Source organism: Flavobacterium sp. 90 (genome assembly GCF_004339525.1).
Classification (GTDB): Bacteria; Bacteroidota; Bacteroidia; order Flavobacteriales; family Flavobacteriaceae; genus Flavobacterium.
In genome coordinates, this window is record NZ_SMGE01000001.1 from 1,055,889 (window position 1) to 1,079,765 (window position 23,877).

Sequence of the window (23,877 nt, forward strand, 5' to 3'; positions counted from 1 at the left end):
TTATTAAAATTTGACATTAAGGCTTACACCATAGTTTCTTGTCAAAGGCATAGATGCTCTTTCAAGTCCTTGTGCATTACTATTAGAATAGTTTGATTCTGGATCGATGTTTGGCACTTTGTCATAAATTGTCCATAAATTATGAGCAGAAAACGCTAAGCTAATCGCTTGAAATGGTGTTTTTGACAAAGTTGATTTTGGGAAATTATAAGCAAAAGAAATTGCTCTTAATTTTACGAAATCAGCATCGTAAACAAAGTTTGATGTAATATCACTATAACTTCTCCAGTAATCGTATGCAGAAACTGTTGTGTTTACAGGATTTCCGTTAACATCTTTACCTGATACCTGAACTCCGCCTTCACGACCCGGAAGTGTTTGCTCTGATAATCCGTAACGAGTTCCTAATTGGTTTGTAGCTGAATAGATTTCTCCTCCAAATTTAGCATCTACAAAAACTGAAAGTGTGAAATTTTTATATTGAAAATCATTCGAAAGTCCCATTGAAGTTGGCGCTACACCTTGTCCTGCAATGATTAAATTTCCTCTCATGAATTTACCGTTTGTATCGATTACAATGTTTCCTTGTGAATCTCTCAAATAATCATAAGCTTTGATTACTCCAAAAGGCTGTCCTTTTTCTAATACTACAGAAGCTCTTGAATCTCTGTTTCCTTCTAATGATTTTGTATTGATTTTGTCCGAAAGACTTACTACTTCACTATCATTGTAAGCAAAGTTATAACCAATGCTCCAAGAGAAACTTGGTGTTTTAATCGCTTTTACATTTACTGCAAACTCAACACCTTGATTCAGGATTTCTCCCACGTTGATTTTTGTAGTTCTGTAACCTGAAGCCTGAGAAATATCAGCATCAGCAATATCTTTTGTTGTTCTCTTTTGATAGAAAGTCAAATCTGTACTTACTCTGTTATTAAAGAATGTATTTTCGAAACCAAATTCGATTGTACTTACATTATAAGGTCTCAAAAATTTATTTGGAACTGTTTCTCCATTAACTCCCAAAATTGGTTGTCCCTGAGAATCTGTTTGTCCATCTGGCGCAGTATAAGTTAATGACAAAGCATAAGCTTCTTGCAATCCGCCTCCTACATTACCCCAACCTGCTCTTAATTTTCCGTAAGACATCCATTCCGGCAAATCGATAATTTGAGAATAAATGAAACTTGAACTTACAGATGGATAAAAAACGCTATTGTTTGATGGATCTAAAGTAGAAAACCAATCTTGACGACCTGTTAAACTAAGATATAAGAAATCTTTGTATCCTAAATCTGCCGAATAGAAAAGAGAGTTTACTTCTCTTTCTGAAAATAGTTTTTCTGTTTTATCCGGTTGAGTATTAGCATAAAAATATTTAAACGGCACAATAAAGTTGTTACCTTTCATTTTAATACCACTGTACTTATTATCCTGACGGTTCGCTCCAATAAAAGCATCTAATGAAAGATTTTTAGCAATATCGCCTTTGTAGCCTAAATATCCCGAAGCATTAAACTCAGAACGATTCTCTACTCTGTTTTCATAAGATCCTCCTGGATTATAGTTAATTCCTGTAGGTTCAATTTCAGTATATTCATAATTAATATCATCAATACCAATTACAGCTTTTGCATAAATTTTATCGGTAATATTATAGTTAACTTTTGCAGAACCTATAAAACGCTTTCTAAGGTCATCGTTAAGATCTTCTTGTGTTGCAAAGTAAGGATTTGTTTGGTACGTGTTTGCACCAAAATAATCTGCCTCACCGCCATTTTCATCATATCCGTTATTGATCCATCTAATATCTGTTCCCGGCGTTAAGAAAGTTGTTGGGAAAGAAGGATTTCTTGGTGAATCATTCAAATAAGGTCTGTTATGACTTTTCTCTGAAATGTATTGTGCATTAGTTTCTATACTAATTTTTTTGTTTGGTGCTGAGTTTAAACTCAAAGACAAGTTATTTCTACCAAAATCTGTTCCCGGTAAAATAGACTCATCTTTTGTGTTTCCAAAAGACAATCTGAAATTAGTTGTTTCATTTCCGCCAGAAATTGCTAAAGTATTACTGAACGAAAATCCAGTTCTGTAGAAATTTTCAACGTTGTCTTTTCCGTAAGCTTGGTATGGTCTTGTTTTTCCGTCAAGCGAAAGAGAAGGCGTTCCGTCGTATTTATCTCCCCATGCAAAATAGTAAGAATCTCTAAGTTCCTGTAAGTCAGAAAATCTTGTTGCAACACCATTTACAGGCGCTCCGGCTCCGTATTGATCTTGCCAGTGCAAAAGACTTACCGGAGTATTAAAAGTAGAATTTGTACTAAAATCTACGCCAAGTCCAGTTCCGCTTTTTCCTTTTTTAGTAGTAATCAAGATAACACCATTTGACCCTCTGTACCCGTAAAGAGCAGAAGCGGCACTACCTTTTAATACAGACATCGAAGCGATATCGTCAGGATTGAAAGAAGACATACCATCTCCTTTATCAGCTCCACCATACATTCCGGCGTTTCCTTGTTGACTGTTATCAATCGGAATTCCGTCTACAACATACAAAGGCTGGTTTAATCCAGAAGCAGATGTTGCCCCACGAATTACTACACGGCTTGAACCAGAAGGTCCTGTAACAGGTGCAGAAACGTTAACTCCGGCAATTTTTCCCTGAAGAGCGTTTCCTAAATTAATCTCTTTATTTTTTGTCAGGTCGTCGCCTTTGATTTCTCCAACTGCATAACCTAAAGCTTTCTTTTGTTTTTTAACTCCAAATGAAGTTACCACAACATCTTTTAATTCTTGTAAATTTTCGTTCAGTACAACCGCAACACGGTTTTCTTTTTCCTGAAGTACTACTTGTTTTGAAGCAAAACCTATAGAAGATACATTTAAAGTTACCTTCCCTTCCGGAACATTCATCTTGAATCTACCTTCAGCGTCTGTAACTGCGCTAAACGGTTTTCCTTGAACCTCTATGGATGCAGCAACAATTCCCTTGTTCTCTGCATCAGTCACTATGCCTGTTATTAATCGGTTTTGTGCAACAGCTCCTAAGCTGCTCAACAATACCATTCCTAACACTGCCAATATTCGTTTCATAAGCATTTTTTTTGGTTATTTGTTTTGATTTTTGTTGATTTTAACGTGATTGTTTTTAATAATTAGTAATAAAATTTGAACTCAGTTTAATATGGTATTTAAAGATCTTAACCTCTAAATACTATGACTTAACAGCAACTTAAACACTTTCCTAATTTTAAGAAATCGATATAGTGAACACGTTAAAAAAAACAACTGATAAACACAGTTTAGTCTTCTAAAACTTACTAAAACGATTTAGTAAAATGACTAAAAAAAAACGAAACGTTTTTTTTTTAATTTTTTTAATATTATCCTTCAGAATCAAACAGATTCCCGGATTATTAACCTACCTTTTTTAAGGCTTTTTTCTACTTCAAATTTCTCCATATCAGTCATCTGACTCATTAACAACTGTATCGATTTAACTGCAATATCCTCAATAGGCTGCGCAATTACAGTAATTGTTGGTGTATGCAATTTAAAACTATCATGATCATCAAAACTTATGACCGAGATATCATCAGGAATACTAATTCCCATCTTTCTAAAAGCCTGAAGTCCCGCAAGTCCCATGTAGTTGGTTAAAAATAAAACAGCATCTATGTCTGTGTTTTTTTCAAAAAAACTTAATATATCGGCTACCTTATTTTCTTCGGTACTATTATAATCCAGATGAAGCACAAGCGATTCATCATAGGTCCCTTCTTCTTTCAAAGCATCGCGATAACCATCTTCTCTTAATTTCATCTGAACCATTTCAGATGTATTATTTACAACAGCAATCTTTTTACAGCCTTTATTGATCAAAAATTTTGTAGCTGTATTAGACGCTTCATAATTATCCATTACAACATGACTCACTCTTTGTCCAGGAAAATACCTGTCGACTAATACTACGGGTTTTCTTAATTTTATAAGAAGATCAATTTTCTCTTCAAGATTTTGAGTTGGCGTAATAATAAAACCATCCACATTTGCCTGCAAAAGACTATTTATCAATTCTTCAGAACGTTCATTATCTCCACCAGTACTACAATAAAAAACTCTGTAATCAATGCTCTTCGCTTCATCTTCTATGACTCTCGCAAGATCTGCAAAGAACTGATTCGAAATATCCTCAACAATAAGTCCAATCGATCTTGTTTTTCCAGTTCTTAGACTGGTTGCAATCATGCTGGGTCTGTAGTTCAGCTTTTCAGCAACTTCCTGCACCTTTTTTATTACTGCAGGACTGATTCCCATTTTCTCGCCTTTATCATTAATGACAAAAGATACAGTAGATATAGACACTTGCGCCTCTGTGGCAATATCCTTAATAGTAATCTTTTTCATTTAGCGAATTAATTTTTTATTAAGCTGTTGTTAATTGAATCACAAATATAGATATAAAAATAGTTACTAAAACGATTTTGTAATTATTTTTTTAAACAAATCATTTTTTTAGAGTTAATTAAAAACAGAATCATTAGTATTTAAAGGCAATTTTAGCATTAATCCTTTTTAAACCCTCAAAAGATACTTAATCATTTTAGCATGAATAATCTTTATTCAGCTTTTTTAGCAGAATTGCAAAACTCATATTTTGTAATTTATTCAACTAAAAAACACTTTCAAAATATTCAATTAATACCTGTTAGGTTTTCAAAACCTAACAGGAAATCTCATCTTAATCTTCAACTTAAGAAATAAAAACTTCTAAAACAGAAGCATAACCATCTATTGTATAATCACTTATATCGGCAGGCAATAAAACAGTATCTCCTTTCTCATATTTATAAATTTCATTCTCATGTCTAATTCCAAAAGAACCTTCGATGCACATATAAACTGTAAAAGATTCTCCGTTTCTACTCACATCAATTGTTCCGTCAAGCGGAATAAAATTCGTTGTGAAATAAGGACAATCAACTACAACATTTGATTGATTTTGAATCGTTTCGTACTTTTTATATGTATCTACTTTATTATAATTAATTGCATCAAGTGCCAAATCTACATGCAATTCTCTTTTATTTCCCTGAGCATCTTTTCTGTCAAAATCATACAAGCGATACGTAATATCCGATGTTTGCTGAATCTCTGCAACTACTAATCCCGCTCCTATCGCATGAACCGTTCCTGTTTCCAGAAAAAACACGTCGCCGGCTTTGGCTTTTACATCGTCTAAAATAGAAACCAAAGTATTATTATTCAGATTTTCCAGATATTCTTCTTTGCTTGAATCTTCTTTAAAACCAACAATAATTCTTGCATCAGCATCGGCTTGCATTACATACCACATTTCGGTTTTACCAAAAGAATTATGACGCTCTTTTGCCAATTTATCATTTGGATGAACCTGTATCGATAAATCTTCTCTTGCATCGAGATATTTAAACAATAGTGGAAACTGATTCCCAAATCGTTCATAAACTCTCGTTCCTAAAATTGCCTTTGGAGATTTTTCAATTAATTCCGTTAATGATTTTCCTTTTAATTTACCATTCGCAACAACGCTTACATCTCCTTCTACAGTAGATAATTCCCAACTTTCTCCTGTAATTTTAGAAACGATTGGCTTATTAAGAACTGTTTCTAGTTTTTCTCCGCCCCAAATTCTTTCTTTCAAAATTGGTTCAAATTGTAAAGGATAATTTTTTATGCTCATTTTTATGTTTTTTAAATTAATATCTAGTTTTTTTTTGCCACAGATTAAAGGATTAAAAATGATTTTAAATATCTGTGGATTTTTTTTTGCCACGAATTACACGAATTTTCTCGAATTATTTCTCTCTTTTCTTATCTACTTAAAGCATATAAAACAAAATCATTTTAATCCTTTTAATCTGTGGCTAAACTTTTCTCTTGCAGATTAAGCAGCTTTTTCTTCAAATCCTGAAAGAAAAAAATCCGTGTTTATCCGTGTTTTCGCGATAGCGAATCCGTGTCATCCGCGTGCCATTTTCTCGCAGATTTGGCAGATTGAGCAGATTTTTTTCAAATACTGCAGAAAAAAAATCCGTGTTCATCCGCGCTTTCGCGATAGCGAATCCGTGTCATCCGCGTGCCATTTCACATTTTCACAATTCACAATTCACATTTTTACTTTACAGAAATCGCAACTCCTCCGCTTGACGCCAGTTTTTGCTTCAGCTTTGTTTTGCTATTTACGCTTATTTTTCGGATAATATACGATTGCGGATTAGTTTTATAATCAGCAGTTTTTCCATCTTCGTAAATTGTTGCTGTATAAGATTTCCCTTTTGGAAGAAAACTAAAATCAATTGTAGCAATGCGTGCGTTTTCATCAGTTATTCCGCCAACAAACCATTCTTCTTTTCCTTTTGTTTTTCTCGCAATTGTGATATAATCTCCAGGTTCTGCTTCGAGAATATAAGTTTCATCCCAATCAAGGGCAACATCTTTAATAAACTGAAATGCATCATTAAAACGCATATAATTCTCCGGTAAATCGGCAGCCATTTGCAACGGACTATACATCGTAACATAAAGCGCCAATTGCTTCACAAGTGTTGTACTCAGCTTATTCTTCTTAGAACCATAAACCGATAAATCTCCCTGAAAAATCCCCGGCGTATAATCCATCGGACCGCCCATTAATCTTGTAAAAGGCAAAATCGTAGTATGATCTGGATGAATTCCTTCCATAGATTCAAACTCAGTTCCTCGTGCCGATTCCTGCGCAAACCAGTTTGGATACGTTCTGTGTAAACCCGTTGGACGAACGGCTTCATGTGAATCTACCATGATTTTATGTTTCGCCGCTTCTTTGGCTACATACGTATAATGATTGACCATTTGTTGTCCGTCGTGATGTTCTCCTCTTGGAATAATTGGTCCAACATAACCTGTTTTTACAGCATTATAATTGTTATCAACCATGAAATTTAAAGCATCATTTAATTGTCTTTCATACTCCGCAGTGGAAGATGTTGTTTCATGATGCATGATAGTTTTTACGTTCTTTTTAGCCGCATAATCACTTAAATCTTTTACATCAAAATCCGGATATGCTTTGGTAAAACTATAAATTCGTTCTTTTTTAAAAGCCGTATTATCTTCCCAGCCTTCATTCCAGCCTTCGACCAAAACGGCATTAAAACCATTTGTAGCAGCAAAATCAATATATTCTTTTACATGTTTTGTATTTGCTCCGTGCGTATTATTGGGTTTCAATTTAGAGAAATCTGTTGCTCCAATAACAACATCCTGATTGTCTGAATATGCCCAAGTCGAACCTCCGCCAGTAAAATATTCCCACCAAACTCCTATATATTTAACGGGTTTTATCCATGAAGTATCTTCAAAATTGCAAGGTTCATTTAAGTTCAAGATCATTTTTGAAGCCAGAATATTTCTCGCATCATCGCTTACGACAATTGTTCGCCAAGGCGTAAAACTTCCCGTTTGAATATATCCTTTATTTCCAACGGCATCAGGTACAAGATGCGAACTCAACGAAAAAGTTTTGTCATTAACATTCAGACACATTGCAGGATAATTTTTCAGAGCCGCTTCGTGAATATTAATATAAAGACCTTCATTGGTCTTCATCATCAAAGGCGTTTGTGTTGCCAAATTTTTGATTGTAGTTTGTGCTGCCAGCGAAACATGAGTTGCATTATAAACCAGTGATTGCATCTCAGATATTTTAGACGTTGTATAACTATATTCGTTGGTATCATAATCGCCGGGAATCCAGAAAAGTTTATGATCTCCCATTAAATTAAACTCCGTTGTTTCTTCCTGAATAATAAAATGACGCAAATTATCCTGCACGGGAAACTCATATCTAAAACCTAAACCATCATTAAACAATCGGAAATAAATCGAAATCTTTCGGCTGCTTTTATTCTGAACAAGATCAGCTTTCAATTCATTATATTGATTTCTGATTTCTTTTTGTTCTCCTAAAACCGGTTTCCAAGTACTATTTTCGGATTGAAATTTTGTATCTGTAATCTGGAAATCTTTATTGAATACAATATCCGATTTTAGAATAAAACCCAATTTACTTTCTTTGATTACTTCTTTGTTCTTAAAACTTAAAGCATAAACTGGCGTTCCGGCTTCATTTAATTTGAATGTCAGAACCAGATTTCCATCGGGAGATTTTAATTCCTGAGCATTTAGGAAAGCATTAGAAATAATAAAAAAACAGATAAGGAATATATTTTTCATAAATGAAGGTGGTTTCAAGAATAGCTAAATCGATTTAGCAAACATAATAAATTTTATGAAACAGATTTCCCAACAGAAGAAAAAATATACTTTTTTGAAATTAACGCTAAAAATTTATTGTGATTATTATTTTAATCAAACTCAAATATACCATACATATTTAACCAAATTCCTTAATTAAAACTCCATCCAAATACAATTATAAATATCTATATTAGCTATTAAAATTAAACTTAATAAATAATGAAGAAATTCTACTTAAGCACTTACAATTTTTGGATTATATCAAGAATCGCATTTATACTTCTTGGCTTTGTAGAACTTCTGAGAGTTGTTTTTATTGATCATATATCGCTTTTCCATGTATTCCTTTTTATATATGTAATTTCGTTTTTTCTGATTTTCTACAAAGAAATTACCAAATCAACGCCATCTAAAATCCTGAAATATAGTATTGGAACTCTGACCATTATTATTGGTTTTTATTTTGCGTATTTAAAATTTATACAGCCAAAAGCTTCGTGGGGATTAGAAAAATATCAATTTGATTATTGGCAAATCATTATATATGGTTTTTCGATCTGGGTTATACTTCTTGGATTTTTTGAGTTTTTTACATTCAATAAAAATGAATCAGAAAAGTAGTTTATATCCAATCTTATAGAAATTCCTTTAACCTTTTTCAACTAACAGATATTCAATACATTATTAAAACAAACCCAAATTTGTGAATATCTATTTCAATATTTAAGAGTTTTTTTTTCTGTAAAATCTATCTTTGACATCCTTAAAAATTAAAAGAAGATGAGCGCAACTTGGTACGAATGCAAAGTAAAATATAGAAAGACAGACGAAACCGGAGGACAAAAAGTTCTAACAGAACCTTATCTGGTAGATGCTTTGTCTTATACCGAAGCCGAAAAAAGAATTAATGAAGAGATGGCAGCTTATATCAGTGAAGAATTTAAAATCACGAATATAAAAGTGGCTAATTATGCCGAAATTCATCCTTTTGAAAATGCAGATCGTTGGTTTAAATCAAAAGTAACTTTGATGGCTTACGACGAAGAAAGTGGTAAAGAAAGAAAATCGAATATGTATCTTTTGGTACAGGCAAATGATGTGAGAGAAGCTTATGACAATACGCTTCACGTGATGCAAACCACAATGGGAGAATATTCAATTCCTGCTGTTTCTGAATCACCAATTATGGATGTTTTCCCTTATTTCAGTGGTGAAGAAGGAGAAACAGAACAATTAGAAAGATTCAATGCATTGAAAGCTTCAAAACCTGCACAACCTGCAGTAGAAACTATCGATCACATGGAATTTGAAACTGCTTTGGAAGAATAAATTTTCATCATAAAATACTTGTTTTTTCAAATAGAATAAAGATTATCTTTAAATTAAAATTATCTAAAACTATTCTATGAAAATCCCCAAATCGTCAGAAGATTTAATCCAGGAAATTTTTCTTTGTGTTGATCTAACAGAAAAATTAGGAGATTTGAGAATTAGACAACTTATGAGATTATTGCCTAAAGTATCTGATGAAATAATTCTGAAAAGTGTTATTAAAGTTTTCAGTAATAAGGATAGAAACGAAACTTTATATCTTGACCAATTGTATGCAGGAAAAATTCTAACGAATGTCAATCCTAAATCACAATTAGACATTAAATCGATTCTAGACGAAATATTAGAAAACTGGAATAAAAGCATAAGAGATATGCCTCTTTGGCTTTTCAATAATTATAAAAAAGAAGATTTAAACAATGCGCTTTTATCAATTATAAATGATCCATTTGAATCTAATGAAAAAAGAGACAAAGCAGAGACAATGATATGGTGGATTAAATCAATGTAGATAAATTATACATAACAAAAGCTTCAGAGAAATCTGGAGCTTTTTTATTTTACAGTATTTCTTAAGACTTTCATTTCCTACAAAACCAAAATAAATTATATATTAGCTATACATTTTTAGCACTGATACAAAATCATTTAGCTAAAAAAAACACAACCAAAACTCACCAAACTAAATCTCGATGACTAAGAAATCTCTAATTTTAATTGGGTTTATTATTTTAAAATTTGTCTTGCAATGCATTCTCATAAGTCCTGAATATGATTTGCAGCGCGATGAATATCTACATCTTGATCAGGCGCATCATTTGGCTTGGGGTTATTTGTCCGTTCCTCCCGTTACATCCTGGTTTTCTTACCTTATATATCAGCTTGGAAATTCGGTTTTTTGGGTAAAATTCTTTCCTGCTCTTTTTGGTGCGTTGACACTTTTTATTGTTTGGAAAACTATTGAAACCCTAAAAGGAAATATCTATGCGTTGATTTTGGGCGCAACTTGCATTTTGTTTTCGTCTTTATTGCGAATTAACACACTTTATCAGCCCAATTCATTGGATATTTTGTGCTGGACAGGATTTTATTATGTTATCATTCAATATTTTATTACCGAAAAAACAAAATGGCTTTATATTGGAGCAATAGTCTTTGCTTTTGGCTTTTTGAATAAATACAATATTCTTTTTCTCTTACTCGGACTTTTGCCTGCGCTTTTACTTTCTAAACAAAGACAAGTTTTAGCCAAAAAACATCTGTATTTGGCATTACTTTTAGGCTTATTATTGATTCTTCCGAATCTTTTATGGCAATACAATAATCAATTTCCTATCGTACATCACATGAAGGAATTAGCAGAAACACAACTTGTCAATGTTGATCGAATTGGATTCTTAAAAGAACAATTACTGTTTTTTATTGGCGCCTTTTTTGTTATTCTTGCCGGATTATATGCTTTACTATTTTATAAAGCTTTCGCCGAATTTAAATTCTTTTTTACCAGTATAATTTTCACGCTTCTGATCTTTATTTATTTCAAAGCCAAAGCTTATTATGCAATTGGCCTCTATCCTATTTATATTGCTTTTGGAGCTGTTTTTCTATCCAATATTTTAAAAACGGGCTGGAAACGATATCTACAACCAGTATTTATCATTATTCCGCTTTTGTTTTTTATTCCGATGTACAATTTGGCGTTTCCAAATAAAAGTCCGGAGTATATTGTAAAACATCCTGAGAAATATAAAAAACTTGATATGCTTCGCTGGGAAGATGGAAAAGATCACGCTTTGCCACAAGATTTTGCCGATATGTTGGGATGGAAAGAACTTGCCCGCAAAACCGATTCTGTTTATGCGACGCTTCCTAATCAAGATAAAACACTCGTTTTGTGCGACAATTACGGACAAGCCGGAGCGATTAATTATTATACCAAAAAAGGAATCAAAGCGGTTTCTTTTAATGCTGATTATGTAAATTGGTTTAATCTAAATATTACCTACAAAAACCTCATCAGAGTTAAGGATTACGAAAAAGAAAGTGACGAATTAAAAGAGACAAGTCCTTATTTTAATAGTGCTAAAATTTCAGGTGAAATCACCAACAAATATGCGCGTGAATACGGAACTACTATCTTTGTTTTTACTGATGCAAAAGTCAATATCAAAAAAAGACTTGAGAGCGAAATAAAATCGGCAAAAGACTATAGCAAATAAAAATGATTGACTTTACTTCTATCGAATATTTAAAAACCGGAAACCAAAAACAGATTAAGACTTTTGAAGTTTTGTCTCAAAATAAGGTTTTAATCCATTTAGCTGAATTTGATCCTATTCTTGTTGGCACAATCCCGATTAATATTGATATCGAAAACAGTGATCTTGACATTATCTGTTACTGGAAAAACAAAACCGATTTTATAGCAAAACTGAATGTTCTTTTTATAAATGAAACTGATTTTCAAATTAGAGAAACAGTTATTGATAGTCAGGAAACTGTTATTGCTAACTTCAAACTAAACGGTTTTGAAATTGAAATCTTTGGTCAGAACCTTCCAACCAAAAATCAAAATGGTTATAAACATATGATTATCGAAAATGAAATTCTGAAAGCAAAAGATGAAAATTTTAGATTAGAAATCATCAAACTCAAACAAAACGGCTACAAAACAGAACCTGCTTTTGCATATTTATTAGGCTTAAATGGAGATCCATATTCGGAATTATTGAAATATCAGATTTAACCATTCCGTAACACAAACATAAACAACTACTGCTTAGTCGATTACGAATTAAAAAAGTTATTTCGAAAATAATTCAGAAATTCCTTTGTATAACCGTATATCCTGTGTATCTTTGCACCCGAAACATCGCGGGATAGAGCAGTAGGCAGCTCGTCGGGCTCATAACCCGAAGGTCACAGGTTCGAGTCCTGTTCCCGCTACTAAGACAAAGCTTCAGAGAAATCTGGAGCTTTTTTTGTTTTTAAAATTATTGCTCAGTGGACTCATATCCGCCGCGGCGGACACAGGTTCGAGTCTTCGCCGCGGCGAACTACTAAGACAAAGCTTCAGAGAAATGTGAAGCTTTTTTTGTTTATTATAGTTTTAATTCTTTATCAAGTCACTTTGAGCCACACGAAAAGATTCGTGCGTGAGCGGAGGAAGAAATGATAGCAATTCCTCGTTTTGCATTTTAAATTACAGGAAATTAAATAACTTCGCTTTAAATAAAATTAACATGAAAATTATCTGTATCATATTACTGCTATTTATCTTTTTGGGTTGCAAAAAAAATCTAATAGAAAAAGAAATGAATGAAATGAATTTCGTTCCAACCAACAGCATGAAAATAAAAAATTTGTTACCCTTTAAAAATCACGATGTTTGTATTGGTACTTATGTATTAAAGAATGATTCAATTATCTCACAATATGAAATTGAATCAAAGTACTCATTAATGGTCATAAAACTTAAAAATATTTCGCAGAATTATACTTTTAATAATCACCAATCAACTAATTTTCGAACACCAGGTTATTTTTCTACTATTAACGAAGGTTTATTCGAGGTTAATTTGAGTCCGGAAATATTTAAAGATGACTATAAAATTAATCGCATAGATTTTTTTTCAGATAGTAAGATAAATTACCAAGTAAATAATGACACTATAAAAAGCTTTAATCTAAATTTCAGTAACTATGTCATCAAAATCAACAATCAAGATTCAAAGGTAATATATAGCAAAATAGAATATTATGGATTAAAAAACATAAATGCTAACATAGTACTTTATAATAATGAAGATAAGCTATATATCTTCATCATGACACCTCTGAAGAAAAACACTCCTATAGATAAAAATAAATTGTACGATCATCTTTTTGGAAATAATTTATAAAAATAAAATATCTAATTTGTAATTAATTCTAAATAGCTCGAGAATGACTAGTTCAAATTATTAGGAAAAGCTTTAGTGAAATCTGTAGCTCTTCGCAAGGCAAAATCTAAATTGGATTTAAGTTTTTTAAATCATCTATAAAATGGTTCGAGAATTGTCCCGTGAGGACTACTAATAAAACACCACTTGAAAAAGCTGGTGTTTTTTTTTATTCAAAATTTAAACTCGTCGAACTCATATCCGCCGCGGCGGACACAGATTCGAGTCTTCGCCGCGGCGAACTACATAAGACAAAGCTTCATAGAAATATGAAGCTTTTTTTTGTTTATTATAGTTTTAATTCTTTATCAAGTCACTTTGAGTCACACGAAAGGATTCGTGCGGAAGCGACGTATAAATTCGTAATTGTTCGATTGTGTTTATTTTATCTCTTTGCAGTATTTCTGTATTAATTCATCTAAACGTCCTTTTTTAATAGCTGCTTTAGCAACCCAACTAAATATTGGCTCAGCTATTTTTTGAAATCCGACCATTTTTGAGTTATTCAAATAAACAAACAGAGCTAAATCTGAAAATTTCTTCGGAGTACCTGCAACACTTGCCAATCTATCATTTACAAGTCCTTTCAAAATAAAAAGAGAATATTCAAAATTCATATTACCCGGACTAAGAGTTGCTTTTATAATACACTCCTCTTTAGAAACATTGTGATAATAATGTTTTTCATTTGGTTGTATCATTGCAATATCTCCCTGTTTTAAATGATGAATGTCTTTACCTTTTCCTACTTCCAATGTACCTTCTAAAATCTCAAATGTCTCTAAAAACAAAGTGTGATAATGCCACGGTGTTTTTTCGCCCGGAAGAATATTCATCTTCAATACACTCTCTTTATTTGTTTCTACTGACTTAATCAGTTTAATGTATCCTTGCGTTTTCATACAGCTTTTTTTTCGGATTTATTCATAATCAAAATTATTCCTAAAGTAGTGCAAACAATAATTGCAGATATATGCGAAATAGCTGGCGTTATGCCATTGTAGTTTTTACTTAAAACGATAAGCATATCAACAAATGGAATAATTGCACCAACCAATAGCGTTATGCCTAATGCTTTTGTTTCTTTACTCAATACGAGAATGCAAAATATTAACCCTGCAAATAAATCACGGATACCTTTAATGTAATGAAAGGAATAATCACCTTGTTCATTAAAGCGTATTCCATAACCTGCTTCTGCTGTTTCTGGTGATACGAGAAATCTTGCTCCTAGAAAAATCAATCCCAACCCCACCAGGAATACGATTGTAATAGAAATATTTTTTGTCATCATAATATATGTTTAAAATTATGATACAAAATTCTATAACTTAATCCCGAAACTTATGCACCTAGGTTAATAAATCATTTTTGATTGGAAATTCTTTTCCGAATACGACTAAGCGACTGAGGTTTCACACCTACAAAAGATGCAATATGATATTGAGAAATTCTTTGCTGTAAGTCTGGGTGTTTTTTTATAAATTTCTCATAGCGGTATTCGGGAGTATCAGTATAAAATGAGCTAAGGTCTTGAAGTAAATCTATAAAAACCAGTCCAATTATTAACCGACCAAACTTTTCTCCTTCGCTTATGGATTTGTAAAATATTTGTAAGTCGGCATTTGAAATTTGCAAAATTTCACAATCTTCTAATGCCTGAATGATTTTTGTTGACGGCGTTTGCGGCAAAAAACTCTCATAATTACAAACAAAATTGTTTTCTTGAGCAAAAGCATAAGTTTTCTCTTCACCATCTTGATTAATAAAGTAACGCATTAAGCCTTTTAAGATAAACCCAACATGTTGGCAAACTTGTCCATCTGCCAAAAAGAATTCTCCTTTTTTAACGGATTTCTCCTTAAAAAGAACTTTTATGCAATCTATATCTTTTAAGGATAGGTTGATTAATGATTGTACACTAACAATTAGTTGTTCTTTCATAATTAATTTCTTGAATTCTCGGGTCGATCTCAAAAATTGCCATTAACTTGTTTATATCTATGACAAACTACACAAAGCTACCCAAATTCGGGTTGCTTTGTGTGATGAATTATTAAAAATTATTAAGATGCACTTCGGATAATAGTATAATAATCTTCAAAAAATAGGTTAAATATTTGAATGCTTCGCGTTACTAAGACAAAGCTTCACAGAAATCTGAAGCTTTTTTCGTTTAATTACCTTTGTTTAAACAATATTACACAAAGCCTGAAACATTTGCGCAGCTTTTCAAGAAGAACTCTTCAAATAAACTAGAGGATATTTTTTTATCTTTGAAATTCAAAATTTTTAAAGCAAATGGCTTTATCTTTGAGTCTTTAGAAAATTGATAATCATTATGGAACAGATAGTACATCAAGGAAGAAACGTTAAACGTTTTAGAGAAATGCTTGGCATCAAACAAGAATCGTTGGCTTTTGATCTGGGAAATGACTGGAATCAGAAGAAAATTTCTATACTGGAGCAGAAAGATGTAATTGAAGATAATCTGTTGAAACAAATTTCAACAGTATTAAAAATTCCTGTGGAAGCTTTTCAGAATTTTGATGAGGAAAAGGCAGTGAATTTAATTTCGTGTAATTTCTCAGATAATGCAATGTTCAATAACAAGATTGAAGTTTTTAATAATAATCCGATTGAGGAAATCAAAAAACTTCACGAAGAAAAAATTGCTTTATTTGAGCGCATGCTGAAAGAAAAAGATGAAATGATGACAAAGCTCGAAAAATTAATCAATAAATAATTTCAGAATAATTCTTATTCATATATGAAAACATTAAATTAAGAAAATTTCCTATTCTAAACTGATTTCTATTTTTGATATGTAATCTTCATTTACATCTAAAACATTTTCTTTTAGATGTAAAATATCTTCCAAAAAAGCTTCAGTTCTATTGATGTAGAATTCCATAATTGAACTAATTTCTTTATTTTCTAATAATTTCAGAAGATCAATTGTTAGAACACTTTTCTTGAAATTTCCTATTTCTCTTTCATATAAACAATTATCTAAAACCTCATTCATATTCAATTCTTCAAAAGCATTTGAGCGAAAGAAAAATGGCTTGGAGACTTCATTTCTATTATTATAATTTATGTTCTTAAAAAAATCAAACTCTACTTTAGCAATCACAATATTCTTATCGTAAATATTATATTTTGAAATAAAACTCAAATTAGCATCGAGAAAAACATCTTCAAAATCCGGAATAAGAATTGCATATAAATTAGACAAATCAAGTATTTTGAAAAAAGAATTAATATAATCTGTATCAAATACTTCAATAGAAACATTATATTCTATATCACTTTTACAATTGGTTCTTACCAAAGGAATATCTTTATATGTTGCCAGAAATTTTTGAGATATTATATTGTATTTCAATCTGTTCATATGAGATATTATTATTTTTAAATTTATTACGTTTTAAATTTATTTGAAAAACTCAAGATGTTCTCGCAGATGTCTCTGACTTTGCATCGCTTATTAAACAAATCTAGTCTAAAAAACGAAAACATTATAAAGCCAAAATCGCTCATCCTTTTAATCTAACATTCTTTATTCCAATTAATTAATCCTCACTTATAAAATATGTGAAAGCAATTTTTAAATCATCAACAAATACAATTGCCATATCAAATGTGTTGTCAGTAATAGGATCCCAACCTGCGCCATTTTTACTTTTCCAAGGACTTTGAGACCAATTAGTGAAACACTTAGTATCAGATTCTTTAAATTTAGAAGTAAGAAGATCTCTGTAATATTCAGCTTTTTCTGTTGGCATAATTTCACAACCTGTGTAAGCTAAGTCAAAATTAAATGCATTTAAAAGTAACTCTGAACATTCAGAAAAATTCAATTCGTTCCATTTGTTCGCTAATGGATTTCTATTTTCAGAAACACAAATATTGTCAATATCCTTTATAATATCTGAACTGGCTCTATCTCTGTCAACAATAAAACTGTCTCCCCAATAGAACTCATCCATTCCAAACTCTTTGTATAATTCTTGTTTTTTCATTTTAAACGGCTCTGAGTTATTGTTAATGCCCATATCAATTACAATTATCAAGAAACAATTGTTTTGCATTTGCCTGTCCCAACATGGAAATTTCCAACCATACTTTACACGCTTTTTCCTTTTCTCCTGATTCAAAATATACAGCCGCTTTATTATATAAAGCATCTATATTTTTGTGATCATAATAATAAGATTCTGAAAAATACGTAATCGACTCTGAATATCTCTTTTCTTGGTAAGCCGCTATTCCCTTATTAAAATAATCCGAAGATTTTCTTAGATCTTCCATTTTTCCGCCATAATTCCTTTCAAAATCAGTTAAATCTTTTGTAAAAAATATTACTGAAATTCCCCAATATCTTTTTGTAATTTCACTTTTGAGAACAAATGGAATTTCAATAGATTCATAATCCTGAAAATCTTTTAAATTCCATTTTTCAAATGAATGATCAATAACTTTTTTAATTAATTTTATTCTTGAAGAATCATTTTGTGTCCAAAATGTTATTTCTGTCTTTACTTTTTTTTGTGCAGGATAAATTTTTAAATTTCCCACCAATTCAAAATTTGAGTAATTATTTTTAAAGGCCTTATTCAAATCTAGTTCAATCGGTGTGTTAGTTTTTGGCGTAAATAATTTTGAAGCGATTATATTTTTTTTGTTTTTATTTTCTTCTTTATACTTTGCCAAAACCACTTCTTGCTTAGTAAAATATAATCTTTTTAGTTTATCATCTGTTAAGCCTTCAATTTGCTCACTTAATATTAGAGAGTCATTACTAACTTTTTCAATGATAAATCCTCCATATTGAGATGTTTTCATCAAATTGTTAATTAAATTAAAGTTCAAACAGCTTTCATTAATCCTATGAATTGGATTTGAATTAATACATAATTTATTTTGATCAATTCGATACTCCGCATAAGCAGAATCTTCTACAAATCGATCAAAAAGATCACTTCCATCTTTCATTTCTACTTTGTACTTTACCCAATATCCTTGTATTTCCAAAAGCTTGGTCTGTCCATAATTATTAGTAAAGAAAAATATGGATATAATAATAAAAAAAATCTTCATTTTTGTATTTATAGGGTTTCGATTTATTGTAATTTTTAAATTAAAAACTGAGCTTCCAAGCACAAAACCCTGCTCTTCGAGTTATTCCTGCAAGCGCTGCGCAAATGTCTCTGACTTTGCACCACTTCTTAAAACAAATCTACTCTAAAAAACCAAAAAGTCACAAACTCTCTGACTTTACCTCAAAACTAATGTAAAACATATTGATTAAACAATTTATTTTCATTCTTACTCCCAACCTTTTGTAGCAAATAATCATCTATAGAGATAGAAACCGGAAACAAAACAATGGTTCCTTTTTCGATAAAAATGTTATCTTTCTCTAATTTAAATTGAATTGTCTGATGATTACAAAATACTCTAAAAAGCTACTTTTCATTTTTGTTCTTCTGGCTCAGGCTTGTTTTGGACAAAAAGTTTTTAAAATCAAAGAAGGACAGTTGCAATTTATTAACGCCGATAAAGGTGTTTTTATAAAAAAAGGAAATTCATATTATCATCTAAAATTACCTCGAATAAATGATTATGAAGATTTACCTGAAGGAGTTAAATATGAACTGGACGATGTAACTCCGGAAGAAATAAATAACCTTAAAAAGGATTCGGCAACTATTTCTGCTTTAGACATTATAAAGTTTGATTTTGAAAATTTAGAAACAAAAAAGGTTATAACTAAAAACAAAAGCAATCAGAATAATTATCAATTTTATAAATACAATGGAAATTTCTTCGCTATAGATTTTCTTAAGGATTCATCCCAAAAACCGGTCAAAAAGTTCTTACTGAATTACTGTATTCTGGATTTTGGAAATAATAACAAAATTATTTCCCATAATGAAGGCTTTATAGTTTCGACAAAAGAGAAAGTCAAATTTTCGTTTAAAGACAAGGATTTAAACGATGCTTTTAAAAATCATGAAACAGAAAACCTTAAAAGCTTTACTACTGCAGAAGTATATTTTGAGAATGAAAGCAAATTGCAAATTAATAATGGTTTCTATAAAACTGACACTTTATGGAATAAGAAATTAAAAATTAAGGATATTTATAATGAAAGTGTTATATCTAAATCATTTGACTCAATTGCTTTTAATATTTTTTTCATCGTAGGTTATCAAAAGGGAAAAATAAATCTTTACAATTATGCTTTTCAAAATTTAGATATTCAAAATCTAAAAGCTGCTAGTTTGAGAAAACATTTTCCTTTAATGCAGATTATCGAAGGAAATTCTTTGAAAACTATAAATCTAATCGGAAAAGATTCAAAGATGAGTGATTATAATATGGAAGGAACGCCTTTTAGCGTTAGTTTTTCTGATTATTTTGACGATCAAACGGCTGATTTTAAGATCATTCAGAAAAATGGAATGTTCTATTTAGAACCTTACTCTATTTCAATCAGTTCAATTGTTCCTGATGTTCGAAAATTCCGAAAAGAATTGCAACTCTTGGATTCTAATGAATTTGAAACTGTTGAATTTTTAGACGAAATGGCTTCAATAACAACACAATCTGAAATAGCGGCTTTTAGTATTAAAGATCCAATTATGATCTATGTAAAACTCAAAAACGGAAAATTTAATCTCACCACAATTGAATACTTAATTGCCGAAAATCCAGACGAAAAAATTATCGCTTTTAATAATAAACTGCCTAAAAACTTAGATTCGATTAAAACTATTAGTAATCAAAAGTATCTAATTGAAAAAGGTGGATTATTTACTTATTATCCAATAATGAAAGCAATAAAATATAAAAAACTTGAGGATTTCAAAGAGAATTTTGCCCGATTTGAATTGCCCAACGGACAAAAAGGCTGGCTGGATTTAAAAGGAAACGAATACTTAGATAATTAAATTAGAAAGAAACACAATTGACCATGACAAAACTATTTCCGTTATTATTTTCGTTGCTATTTATTTCTTATACTTCACAAAATAAACCTCTCGAAATTGAAAAAGAGAATCCTATTGGAATCGGAATATTAGAAATTAATTCCCATCAATCCTTAAATATATATTTATCTAAAAATCTTGATGAAGTATTTGATACCATAACATTTGACCAGATTTATATTGGAAATAAAAGCGGAAGTGTCGAAATTAACTCCGATGTTTTAAAAACAAAACTGAAACCTTATGCCCTTTCTGCCAGTTCAGGCACAGTACAAAGTGAAGCACTTGTCAATCAAGGTTTAGGTGGTTATGGAACGACTTTAAAATTTACTGTGATTGAATCTAATCCTAAATATTTTAAAGTAATCTTAAATGAATCCACAAAAGAAATTGGATATATTAAGGCTGGAGAAAATACCGAAAAACAATACACTTTTAAGAGTTGGAAAGATTATCTGCAAAGCGTCCAAATGATAAATATTGATACTAAAACAGCTCTTTATGATAAGCCTGGCGGATTAAAAATTAATACAGTCGATAATCATTGTTATTTAAAAATAACAGACGTTAAAAATGAATGGGCAAAAATTGAACCTGCCAAAAATATCGTTGGAAATGAAAATTGTAAAAACATAATAGGCTGGATAAAATGGCATAATAAGGATACAATTACAGTTAAAATAATTGTACGAACTATAGACTAAAAGAACATAAAACTTAGGTTTCAAAGATCCTTAATTAACTTCAAAAGTAATTCATGAAAGCAATAATTTTAATATTCTTAAGTATTTGTTCCATCGCAAATTGTCAAAACAAAAAAACTAATACGGCAATTAGAGATCGTACTTTAAAAATTCCGAAAGGTTACACTAAGCAAAAATCTTCAGAACCATATTTGACTTGTGGTACAGATGATTACACTTACATACCAAATGCTGAGAACTACGCTTCTGGTTTTTATAAAAAGGGAAATCAGGTTTATTGCAAAGGGATATTGACAGATATTGATGGTGATAAATTTCGTTCGCTTTGGTTCAATTATTACAAAAACAATGACAATGTATATTATTACACCAGAGAACTCGGGTTACAAAGAATTCCAGGCATCGATGCGGCTTCAACTGAAACTTTTAGTTCTTTTATAGCCGATAAAAATTACTTATACATTAGAACTTCAAAAGTAATTGAAAGACAAGGTCTAAAAATTGTATCAGATTATATAAGCTATAAAGAAGCTATTCCCGCAAAAAACACCAATAATAATAGCAATAGCAGTTATACATACGTAAATTATTATCTGTTCAAAAATAGTAAAGGATATTGGATTGTAAAACTTTCTAATGTTGTGTCTTATAATTTTTTGGGAAAAACATACAACCATAAATGGGATATCGTTTATCAAAAAGATAAAGTAGAAGATGAAGTAGAAGACATTATATACAACTCTGCAGGTATAGATGTTAGACCAGAATTTCCAGGCGGAATAAGTAAGTTTCAGAATTTTGTAGATAAAAAATTCAAAGTAGAGGAAAAAGACCTTAGCGGAAGAATTTACTCAACCTTTATAGTTGAAAAAGACGGAAGTTTATCTGATATAAAAATCCTTAGAGATCTTGGATATGGAACCGGAAAAGAACTAATCAGGGTTTTAAAATTATCACCAAAATGGAAACCCGGTCTTCAAAATGGACAAAAGGTAAGATGTCTTTATGCTATACCTTATAGGATAAATTCATCGCTGGATCATTAATATTCTTTTCAAATGATCTGCAAAATGATTCGAAAATTGTCGTGTTAGCGCTAATAAAACAAAGCTTCAGAGAAATCTGGAGCTTTTTTATTTTAATAATATTGTACAAAGGCTTGTACAGCTTTTCATAATAAACTCTTTATAGAGTTGGGATTCTTTTTTTATACAAATTGATAAATCATTTTAGTTAATCATTTCTTAATCCATTAAGAAAGTCATTAGTATTACTATAAATTCGTCTTATCAATCCGTATGAAATAGGCTATGTTTTAAAGAAGGACTAATTACCACGATATTCCAAAAACAAATCTTAAAAACAACTTTTTATCTTTAGAAATTGATTTATACCACACTTTTAAATATTGCGATTTTTCAGGGAATAGTCTTAGGCTTAATTATTTTAAAGTCTTCTGTATTCAATAGTAATTCAAATAAATATCTGGCATGTTTACTATTTACACTTTCGATTATTTTACTGAATCATGTTTTTGAGATTGAAGATGCTTTTACTCCCTACCCTTTCTTACTCTTTATTAATCATGTCGAATGGGTATTTTTAATACCTGCTTTCCTATTTCTGTTTATTATAAACCGAATTGATGATACTGTAAAAAATAAACAGAAATCTTATTTGTGTTTTGTTCCATTTGCCTATTCCGCCGTTCTTAATATTATACAAGATCTTGATCATGTTGCAGGAATTTATACTATTCCTGAGTCAGGCATTAGTATAATAAACATACTTGGTTTGATTCACCTTGTTTTGGCCGTTACATTTATCCCATTCCTGTTGCTTTACTCTTATTTTATGATAAGACATTTAAAAGATTCACAGGAAAAAAAATGGATAATTACCTTATTGACAATTGTTTCTTCAATGGTATTCGCTTTTCTTATTATTGCTCTAGTGGGTTTATTTCTTCAATTTGACATTTCTTCTACTATGAGCGTTCTGGCTCTGTCTGCAACATTCATAATTCATTGGACAGCTTATATAGGCATTTACAAATACAAACTTGCTAAAAACAAAGATGCTATCTATAATTTTCTAAATAACGATTTAGCTCTTTCGTCTGCCAGTATTCAAATTATAGAAAACAGCCTAACAGAAGAAAATAGTACTCTGGAAGAATATAAGGAATCTATCACGGCAGATAATCTTTATTTTCAAAAACTGGAACTTCTTTGCAAAGAGCAGCATATTTATACGGACAGTACATTAAACCGAGAAAAAGTCGCCGAAAAACTAGGCATAAGCGCCGGATATCTTTCACTAATTGTAAACACGATAACAGGAGATAACTTTGCCAATTATATTAATCAATATCGGGTTGAAGCTGTTAAGGAAATGATCTCAAATCCTGAATATGAAAATTATAATTTGTTGACAATGGGATTAGAATCCGGGTTTACTTCTAAGACAACTTTTTATAAAGCTTTTAAAAAAGTTACCGGTCAAACACCAAATGAATATAAAAATACCTGCAAATAGGTGCCAATTTATCCATTTTTGAGGTTTTGAAACCTTTTATAGTTTTTCTTAAGTGAATTTTGGCTTCAAATAATTCAAATCAAT

The 23,877-nt window shown here is 31.0% G+C and carries 21 protein-coding genes and 1 tRNA gene; 12 read left to right on the plus strand and 10 right to left on the minus strand.

Going from position 1 to position 23,877, the window contains the following annotated elements; all coding sequences use genetic code 11:
* Positions 1-3: 3 nt before the first annotated feature.
* The 4 genes from C8C83_RS04160 to C8C83_RS04175 form a co-directional block, all read right to left on the minus strand.
* Positions 4-3,093, minus strand: coding sequence for a SusC/RagA family TonB-linked outer membrane protein (locus C8C83_RS04160; protein ID WP_233565996.1), 3,090 nt, complete (start codon positions 3,091-3,093; stop codon positions 4-6).
* 303 nt (positions 3,094-3,396) lie between these two features.
* Entirely contained in the window at positions 3,397-4,407 is a 1,011-nt protein-coding gene (locus C8C83_RS04165) for a LacI family DNA-binding transcriptional regulator (RefSeq protein WP_132011670.1), read from the minus strand.
* Between the two features lie 346 nt (positions 4,408-4,753).
* On the minus strand, positions 4,754-5,722 hold the full coding sequence (locus C8C83_RS04170) for a type I phosphomannose isomerase catalytic subunit (protein ID WP_121329944.1): 969 nt from the start codon (positions 5,720-5,722) through the stop codon (positions 4,754-4,756).
* Between the two features lie 434 nt (positions 5,723-6,156).
* Entirely contained in the window at positions 6,157-8,256 is a 2,100-nt protein-coding gene (locus C8C83_RS04175; RefSeq protein ID WP_121326563.1) for a glycoside hydrolase family 97 protein, read from the minus strand.
* A gap of 243 nt (positions 8,257-8,499) precedes the next feature.
* On the opposite strand from C8C83_RS04175, the gene C8C83_RS04180 reads away from it, so the two are divergent.
* The 7 genes from C8C83_RS04180 to C8C83_RS04210 all read left to right on the plus strand — a co-directional run bounded on the left by C8C83_RS04180 (position 8,500) and on the right by C8C83_RS04210 (position 13,514).
* The gene (locus C8C83_RS04180; protein ID WP_121326564.1) at positions 8,500-8,901 is read left to right on the plus strand and encodes a hypothetical protein; all 402 of its coding nucleotides are present in this window, start codon (positions 8,500-8,502) and stop codon (positions 8,899-8,901) included.
* A 159-nt stretch (positions 8,902-9,060) separates the two neighbouring features.
* Positions 9,061-9,609, plus strand: coding sequence for a DUF4494 domain-containing protein (locus C8C83_RS04185; RefSeq protein WP_132011671.1), 549 nt, complete (start codon positions 9,061-9,063; stop codon positions 9,607-9,609).
* A gap of 76 nt (positions 9,610-9,685) precedes the next feature.
* On the plus strand, positions 9,686-10,123 hold the full coding sequence (locus C8C83_RS04190; protein WP_121326565.1) for a hypothetical protein: 438 nt from the start codon (positions 9,686-9,688) through the stop codon (positions 10,121-10,123).
* Between the two features lie 181 nt (positions 10,124-10,304).
* Positions 10,305-11,831 carry a glycosyltransferase family 39 protein gene (locus C8C83_RS04195; RefSeq protein ID WP_121326566.1) on the plus strand — a complete coding sequence of 509 codons (1,527 nt, stop codon included), beginning with the start codon at positions 10,305-10,307 and terminating at the stop codon, positions 11,829-11,831.
* 2 nt (positions 11,832-11,833) lie between these two features.
* Positions 11,834-12,358: a DUF4269 domain-containing protein gene (locus C8C83_RS04200; RefSeq protein WP_121326567.1), complete on the plus strand. Its 525-nt coding sequence runs from the start codon at positions 11,834-11,836 to the stop codon at positions 12,356-12,358.
* A 127-nt stretch (positions 12,359-12,485) separates the two neighbouring features.
* A tRNA-Met gene (locus C8C83_RS04205) sits at positions 12,486-12,558 on the plus strand.
* 296 nt (positions 12,559-12,854) lie between these two features.
* Positions 12,855-13,514, plus strand: coding sequence for a hypothetical protein (locus tag C8C83_RS04210; RefSeq protein WP_121326568.1), 660 nt, complete (start codon positions 12,855-12,857; stop codon positions 13,512-13,514).
* A gap of 419 nt (positions 13,515-13,933) precedes the next feature.
* Here the strand turns inward: C8C83_RS04210 and C8C83_RS04215 are convergent, their stop codons facing one another.
* The 3 genes from C8C83_RS04215 to C8C83_RS04225 all read right to left on the minus strand — a co-directional run bounded on the left by C8C83_RS04215 (position 13,934) and on the right by C8C83_RS04225 (position 15,497).
* Positions 13,934-14,455, minus strand: coding sequence for a cupin domain-containing protein (locus tag C8C83_RS04215; RefSeq protein WP_121326569.1), 522 nt, complete (start codon positions 14,453-14,455; stop codon positions 13,934-13,936).
* Positions 14,452-14,847, minus strand: coding sequence for a DUF4267 domain-containing protein (locus C8C83_RS04220; RefSeq protein WP_199735282.1), 396 nt, complete (start codon positions 14,845-14,847; stop codon positions 14,452-14,454). The genes C8C83_RS04215 and C8C83_RS04220 overlap by 4 nt, the downstream gene beginning before the upstream one ends.
* A 71-nt stretch (positions 14,848-14,918) precedes the next feature.
* A complete protein-coding gene (locus C8C83_RS04225; RefSeq protein WP_121326571.1) occupies positions 14,919-15,497 on the minus strand; it encodes a Crp/Fnr family transcriptional regulator in 579 nt (192 codons plus the stop codon).
* A 397-nt stretch (positions 15,498-15,894) separates the two neighbouring features.
* On the opposite strand from C8C83_RS04225, the gene C8C83_RS04230 reads away from it, so the two are divergent.
* The gene (locus C8C83_RS04230; RefSeq protein WP_121326572.1) at positions 15,895-16,299 is read left to right on the plus strand and encodes a helix-turn-helix domain-containing protein; all 405 of its coding nucleotides are present in this window, start codon (positions 15,895-15,897) and stop codon (positions 16,297-16,299) included.
* A 51-nt stretch (positions 16,300-16,350) separates the two neighbouring features.
* Here the strand turns inward: C8C83_RS04230 and C8C83_RS04235 are convergent, their stop codons facing one another.
* From C8C83_RS04235 to C8C83_RS04245, 3 genes are all read right to left on the minus strand, one after another.
* Entirely contained in the window at positions 16,351-16,950 is a 600-nt protein-coding gene (locus C8C83_RS04235; RefSeq protein WP_121326573.1) for a hypothetical protein, read from the minus strand.
* A 178-nt stretch (positions 16,951-17,128) separates the two neighbouring features.
* Positions 17,129-17,578, minus strand: a complete 450-nt coding sequence (locus C8C83_RS04240) for a hypothetical protein (protein WP_132011672.1) — start codon at positions 17,576-17,578, stop codon at positions 17,129-17,131.
* 34 nt (positions 17,579-17,612) lie between these two features.
* Positions 17,613-18,656 carry a hypothetical protein gene (locus C8C83_RS04245; protein WP_132011673.1) on the minus strand — a complete coding sequence of 348 codons (1,044 nt, stop codon included), beginning with the start codon at positions 18,654-18,656 and terminating at the stop codon, positions 17,613-17,615.
* Positions 18,657-19,000: 344 nt separating this feature from the next.
* Here C8C83_RS04245 and C8C83_RS04250 point away from each other — a divergent pair, with 344 nt between their 5' ends.
* From C8C83_RS04250 to C8C83_RS04265, 4 genes are all read left to right on the plus strand, one after another.
* The gene (locus C8C83_RS04250) at positions 19,001-20,512 is read left to right on the plus strand and encodes a hypothetical protein (protein ID WP_121326576.1); all 1,512 of its coding nucleotides are present in this window, start codon (positions 19,001-19,003) and stop codon (positions 20,510-20,512) included.
* 23 nt (positions 20,513-20,535) lie between these two features.
* Positions 20,536-21,255 carry a hypothetical protein gene (locus tag C8C83_RS04255; RefSeq protein ID WP_121326577.1) on the plus strand — a complete coding sequence of 240 codons (720 nt, stop codon included), beginning with the start codon at positions 20,536-20,538 and terminating at the stop codon, positions 21,253-21,255.
* A 53-nt stretch (positions 21,256-21,308) separates the two neighbouring features.
* Positions 21,309-22,301: an energy transducer TonB gene (locus C8C83_RS04260; protein ID WP_132011674.1), complete on the plus strand. Its 993-nt coding sequence runs from the start codon at positions 21,309-21,311 to the stop codon at positions 22,299-22,301.
* A gap of 337 nt (positions 22,302-22,638) precedes the next feature.
* A complete protein-coding gene (locus C8C83_RS04265) occupies positions 22,639-23,793 on the plus strand; it encodes a helix-turn-helix domain-containing protein (RefSeq protein WP_121326578.1) in 1,155 nt (384 codons plus the stop codon).
* Positions 23,794-23,877: the final 84 nt, after the last annotated feature.

What these genes read in the sequence shown, in the direction of transcription:
- C8C83_RS04240 (WP_132011672.1), bottom strand. Translation starts at nt 17,578, where the DNA reads ATGAAAAAACAAGAATTATACAAAGAGTTTGGAATGGATGAGTTCTAT.
- C8C83_RS04190 (WP_121326565.1), top strand. Translation starts at nt 9,686, where the DNA reads ATGAAAATCCCCAAATCGTCAGAAGATTTAATCCAGGAAATTTTTCTT.
- C8C83_RS04175 (WP_121326563.1), bottom strand. Translation starts at nt 8,256, where the DNA reads ATGAAAAATATATTCCTTATCTGTTTTTTTATTATTTCTAATGCTTTC.
- C8C83_RS04210 (WP_121326568.1), top strand. Translation starts at nt 12,855, where the DNA reads ATGAAAATTATCTGTATCATATTACTGCTATTTATCTTTTTGGGTTGC.
- C8C83_RS04220 (WP_199735282.1), bottom strand. Translation starts at nt 14,847, where the DNA reads ATGATGACAAAAAATATTTCTATTACAATCGTATTCCTGGTGGGGTTG.
- C8C83_RS04185 (WP_132011671.1), top strand. Translation starts at nt 9,061, where the DNA reads ATGAGCGCAACTTGGTACGAATGCAAAGTAAAATATAGAAAGACAGAC.
- C8C83_RS04200 (WP_121326567.1), top strand. Translation starts at nt 11,834, where the DNA reads ATGATTGACTTTACTTCTATCGAATATTTAAAAACCGGAAACCAAAAA.
- C8C83_RS04165 (WP_132011670.1), bottom strand. Translation starts at nt 4,407, where the DNA reads ATGAAAAAGATTACTATTAAGGATATTGCCACAGAGGCGCAAGTGTCT.
- C8C83_RS04250 (WP_121326576.1), top strand. Translation starts at nt 19,001, where the DNA reads ATGATTACAAAATACTCTAAAAAGCTACTTTTCATTTTTGTTCTTCTG.
- C8C83_RS04180 (WP_121326564.1), top strand. Translation starts at nt 8,500, where the DNA reads ATGAAGAAATTCTACTTAAGCACTTACAATTTTTGGATTATATCAAGA.
- C8C83_RS04255 (WP_121326577.1), top strand. Translation starts at nt 20,536, where the DNA reads ATGACAAAACTATTTCCGTTATTATTTTCGTTGCTATTTATTTCTTAT.
- C8C83_RS04195 (WP_121326566.1), top strand. Translation starts at nt 10,305, where the DNA reads ATGACTAAGAAATCTCTAATTTTAATTGGGTTTATTATTTTAAAATTT.
- C8C83_RS04260 (WP_132011674.1), top strand. Translation starts at nt 21,309, where the DNA reads ATGAAAGCAATAATTTTAATATTCTTAAGTATTTGTTCCATCGCAAAT.
- C8C83_RS04160 (WP_233565996.1), bottom strand. Translation starts at nt 3,093, where the DNA reads ATGAAACGAATATTGGCAGTGTTAGGAATGGTATTGTTGAGCAGCTTA.
- C8C83_RS04215 (WP_121326569.1), bottom strand. Translation starts at nt 14,455, where the DNA reads ATGAAAACGCAAGGATACATTAAACTGATTAAGTCAGTAGAAACAAAT.
- C8C83_RS04225 (WP_121326571.1), bottom strand. Translation starts at nt 15,497, where the DNA reads ATGAAAGAACAACTAATTGTTAGTGTACAATCATTAATCAACCTATCC.
- C8C83_RS04170 (WP_121329944.1), bottom strand. Translation starts at nt 5,722, where the DNA reads ATGAGCATAAAAAATTATCCTTTACAATTTGAACCAATTTTGAAAGAA.
- C8C83_RS04230 (WP_121326572.1), top strand. Translation starts at nt 15,895, where the DNA reads ATGGAACAGATAGTACATCAAGGAAGAAACGTTAAACGTTTTAGAGAA.
- C8C83_RS04245 (WP_132011673.1), bottom strand. Translation starts at nt 18,656, where the DNA reads ATGAAGATTTTTTTTATTATTATATCCATATTTTTCTTTACTAATAAT.
- C8C83_RS04235 (WP_121326573.1), bottom strand. Translation starts at nt 16,950, where the DNA reads ATGAACAGATTGAAATACAATATAATATCTCAAAAATTTCTGGCAACA.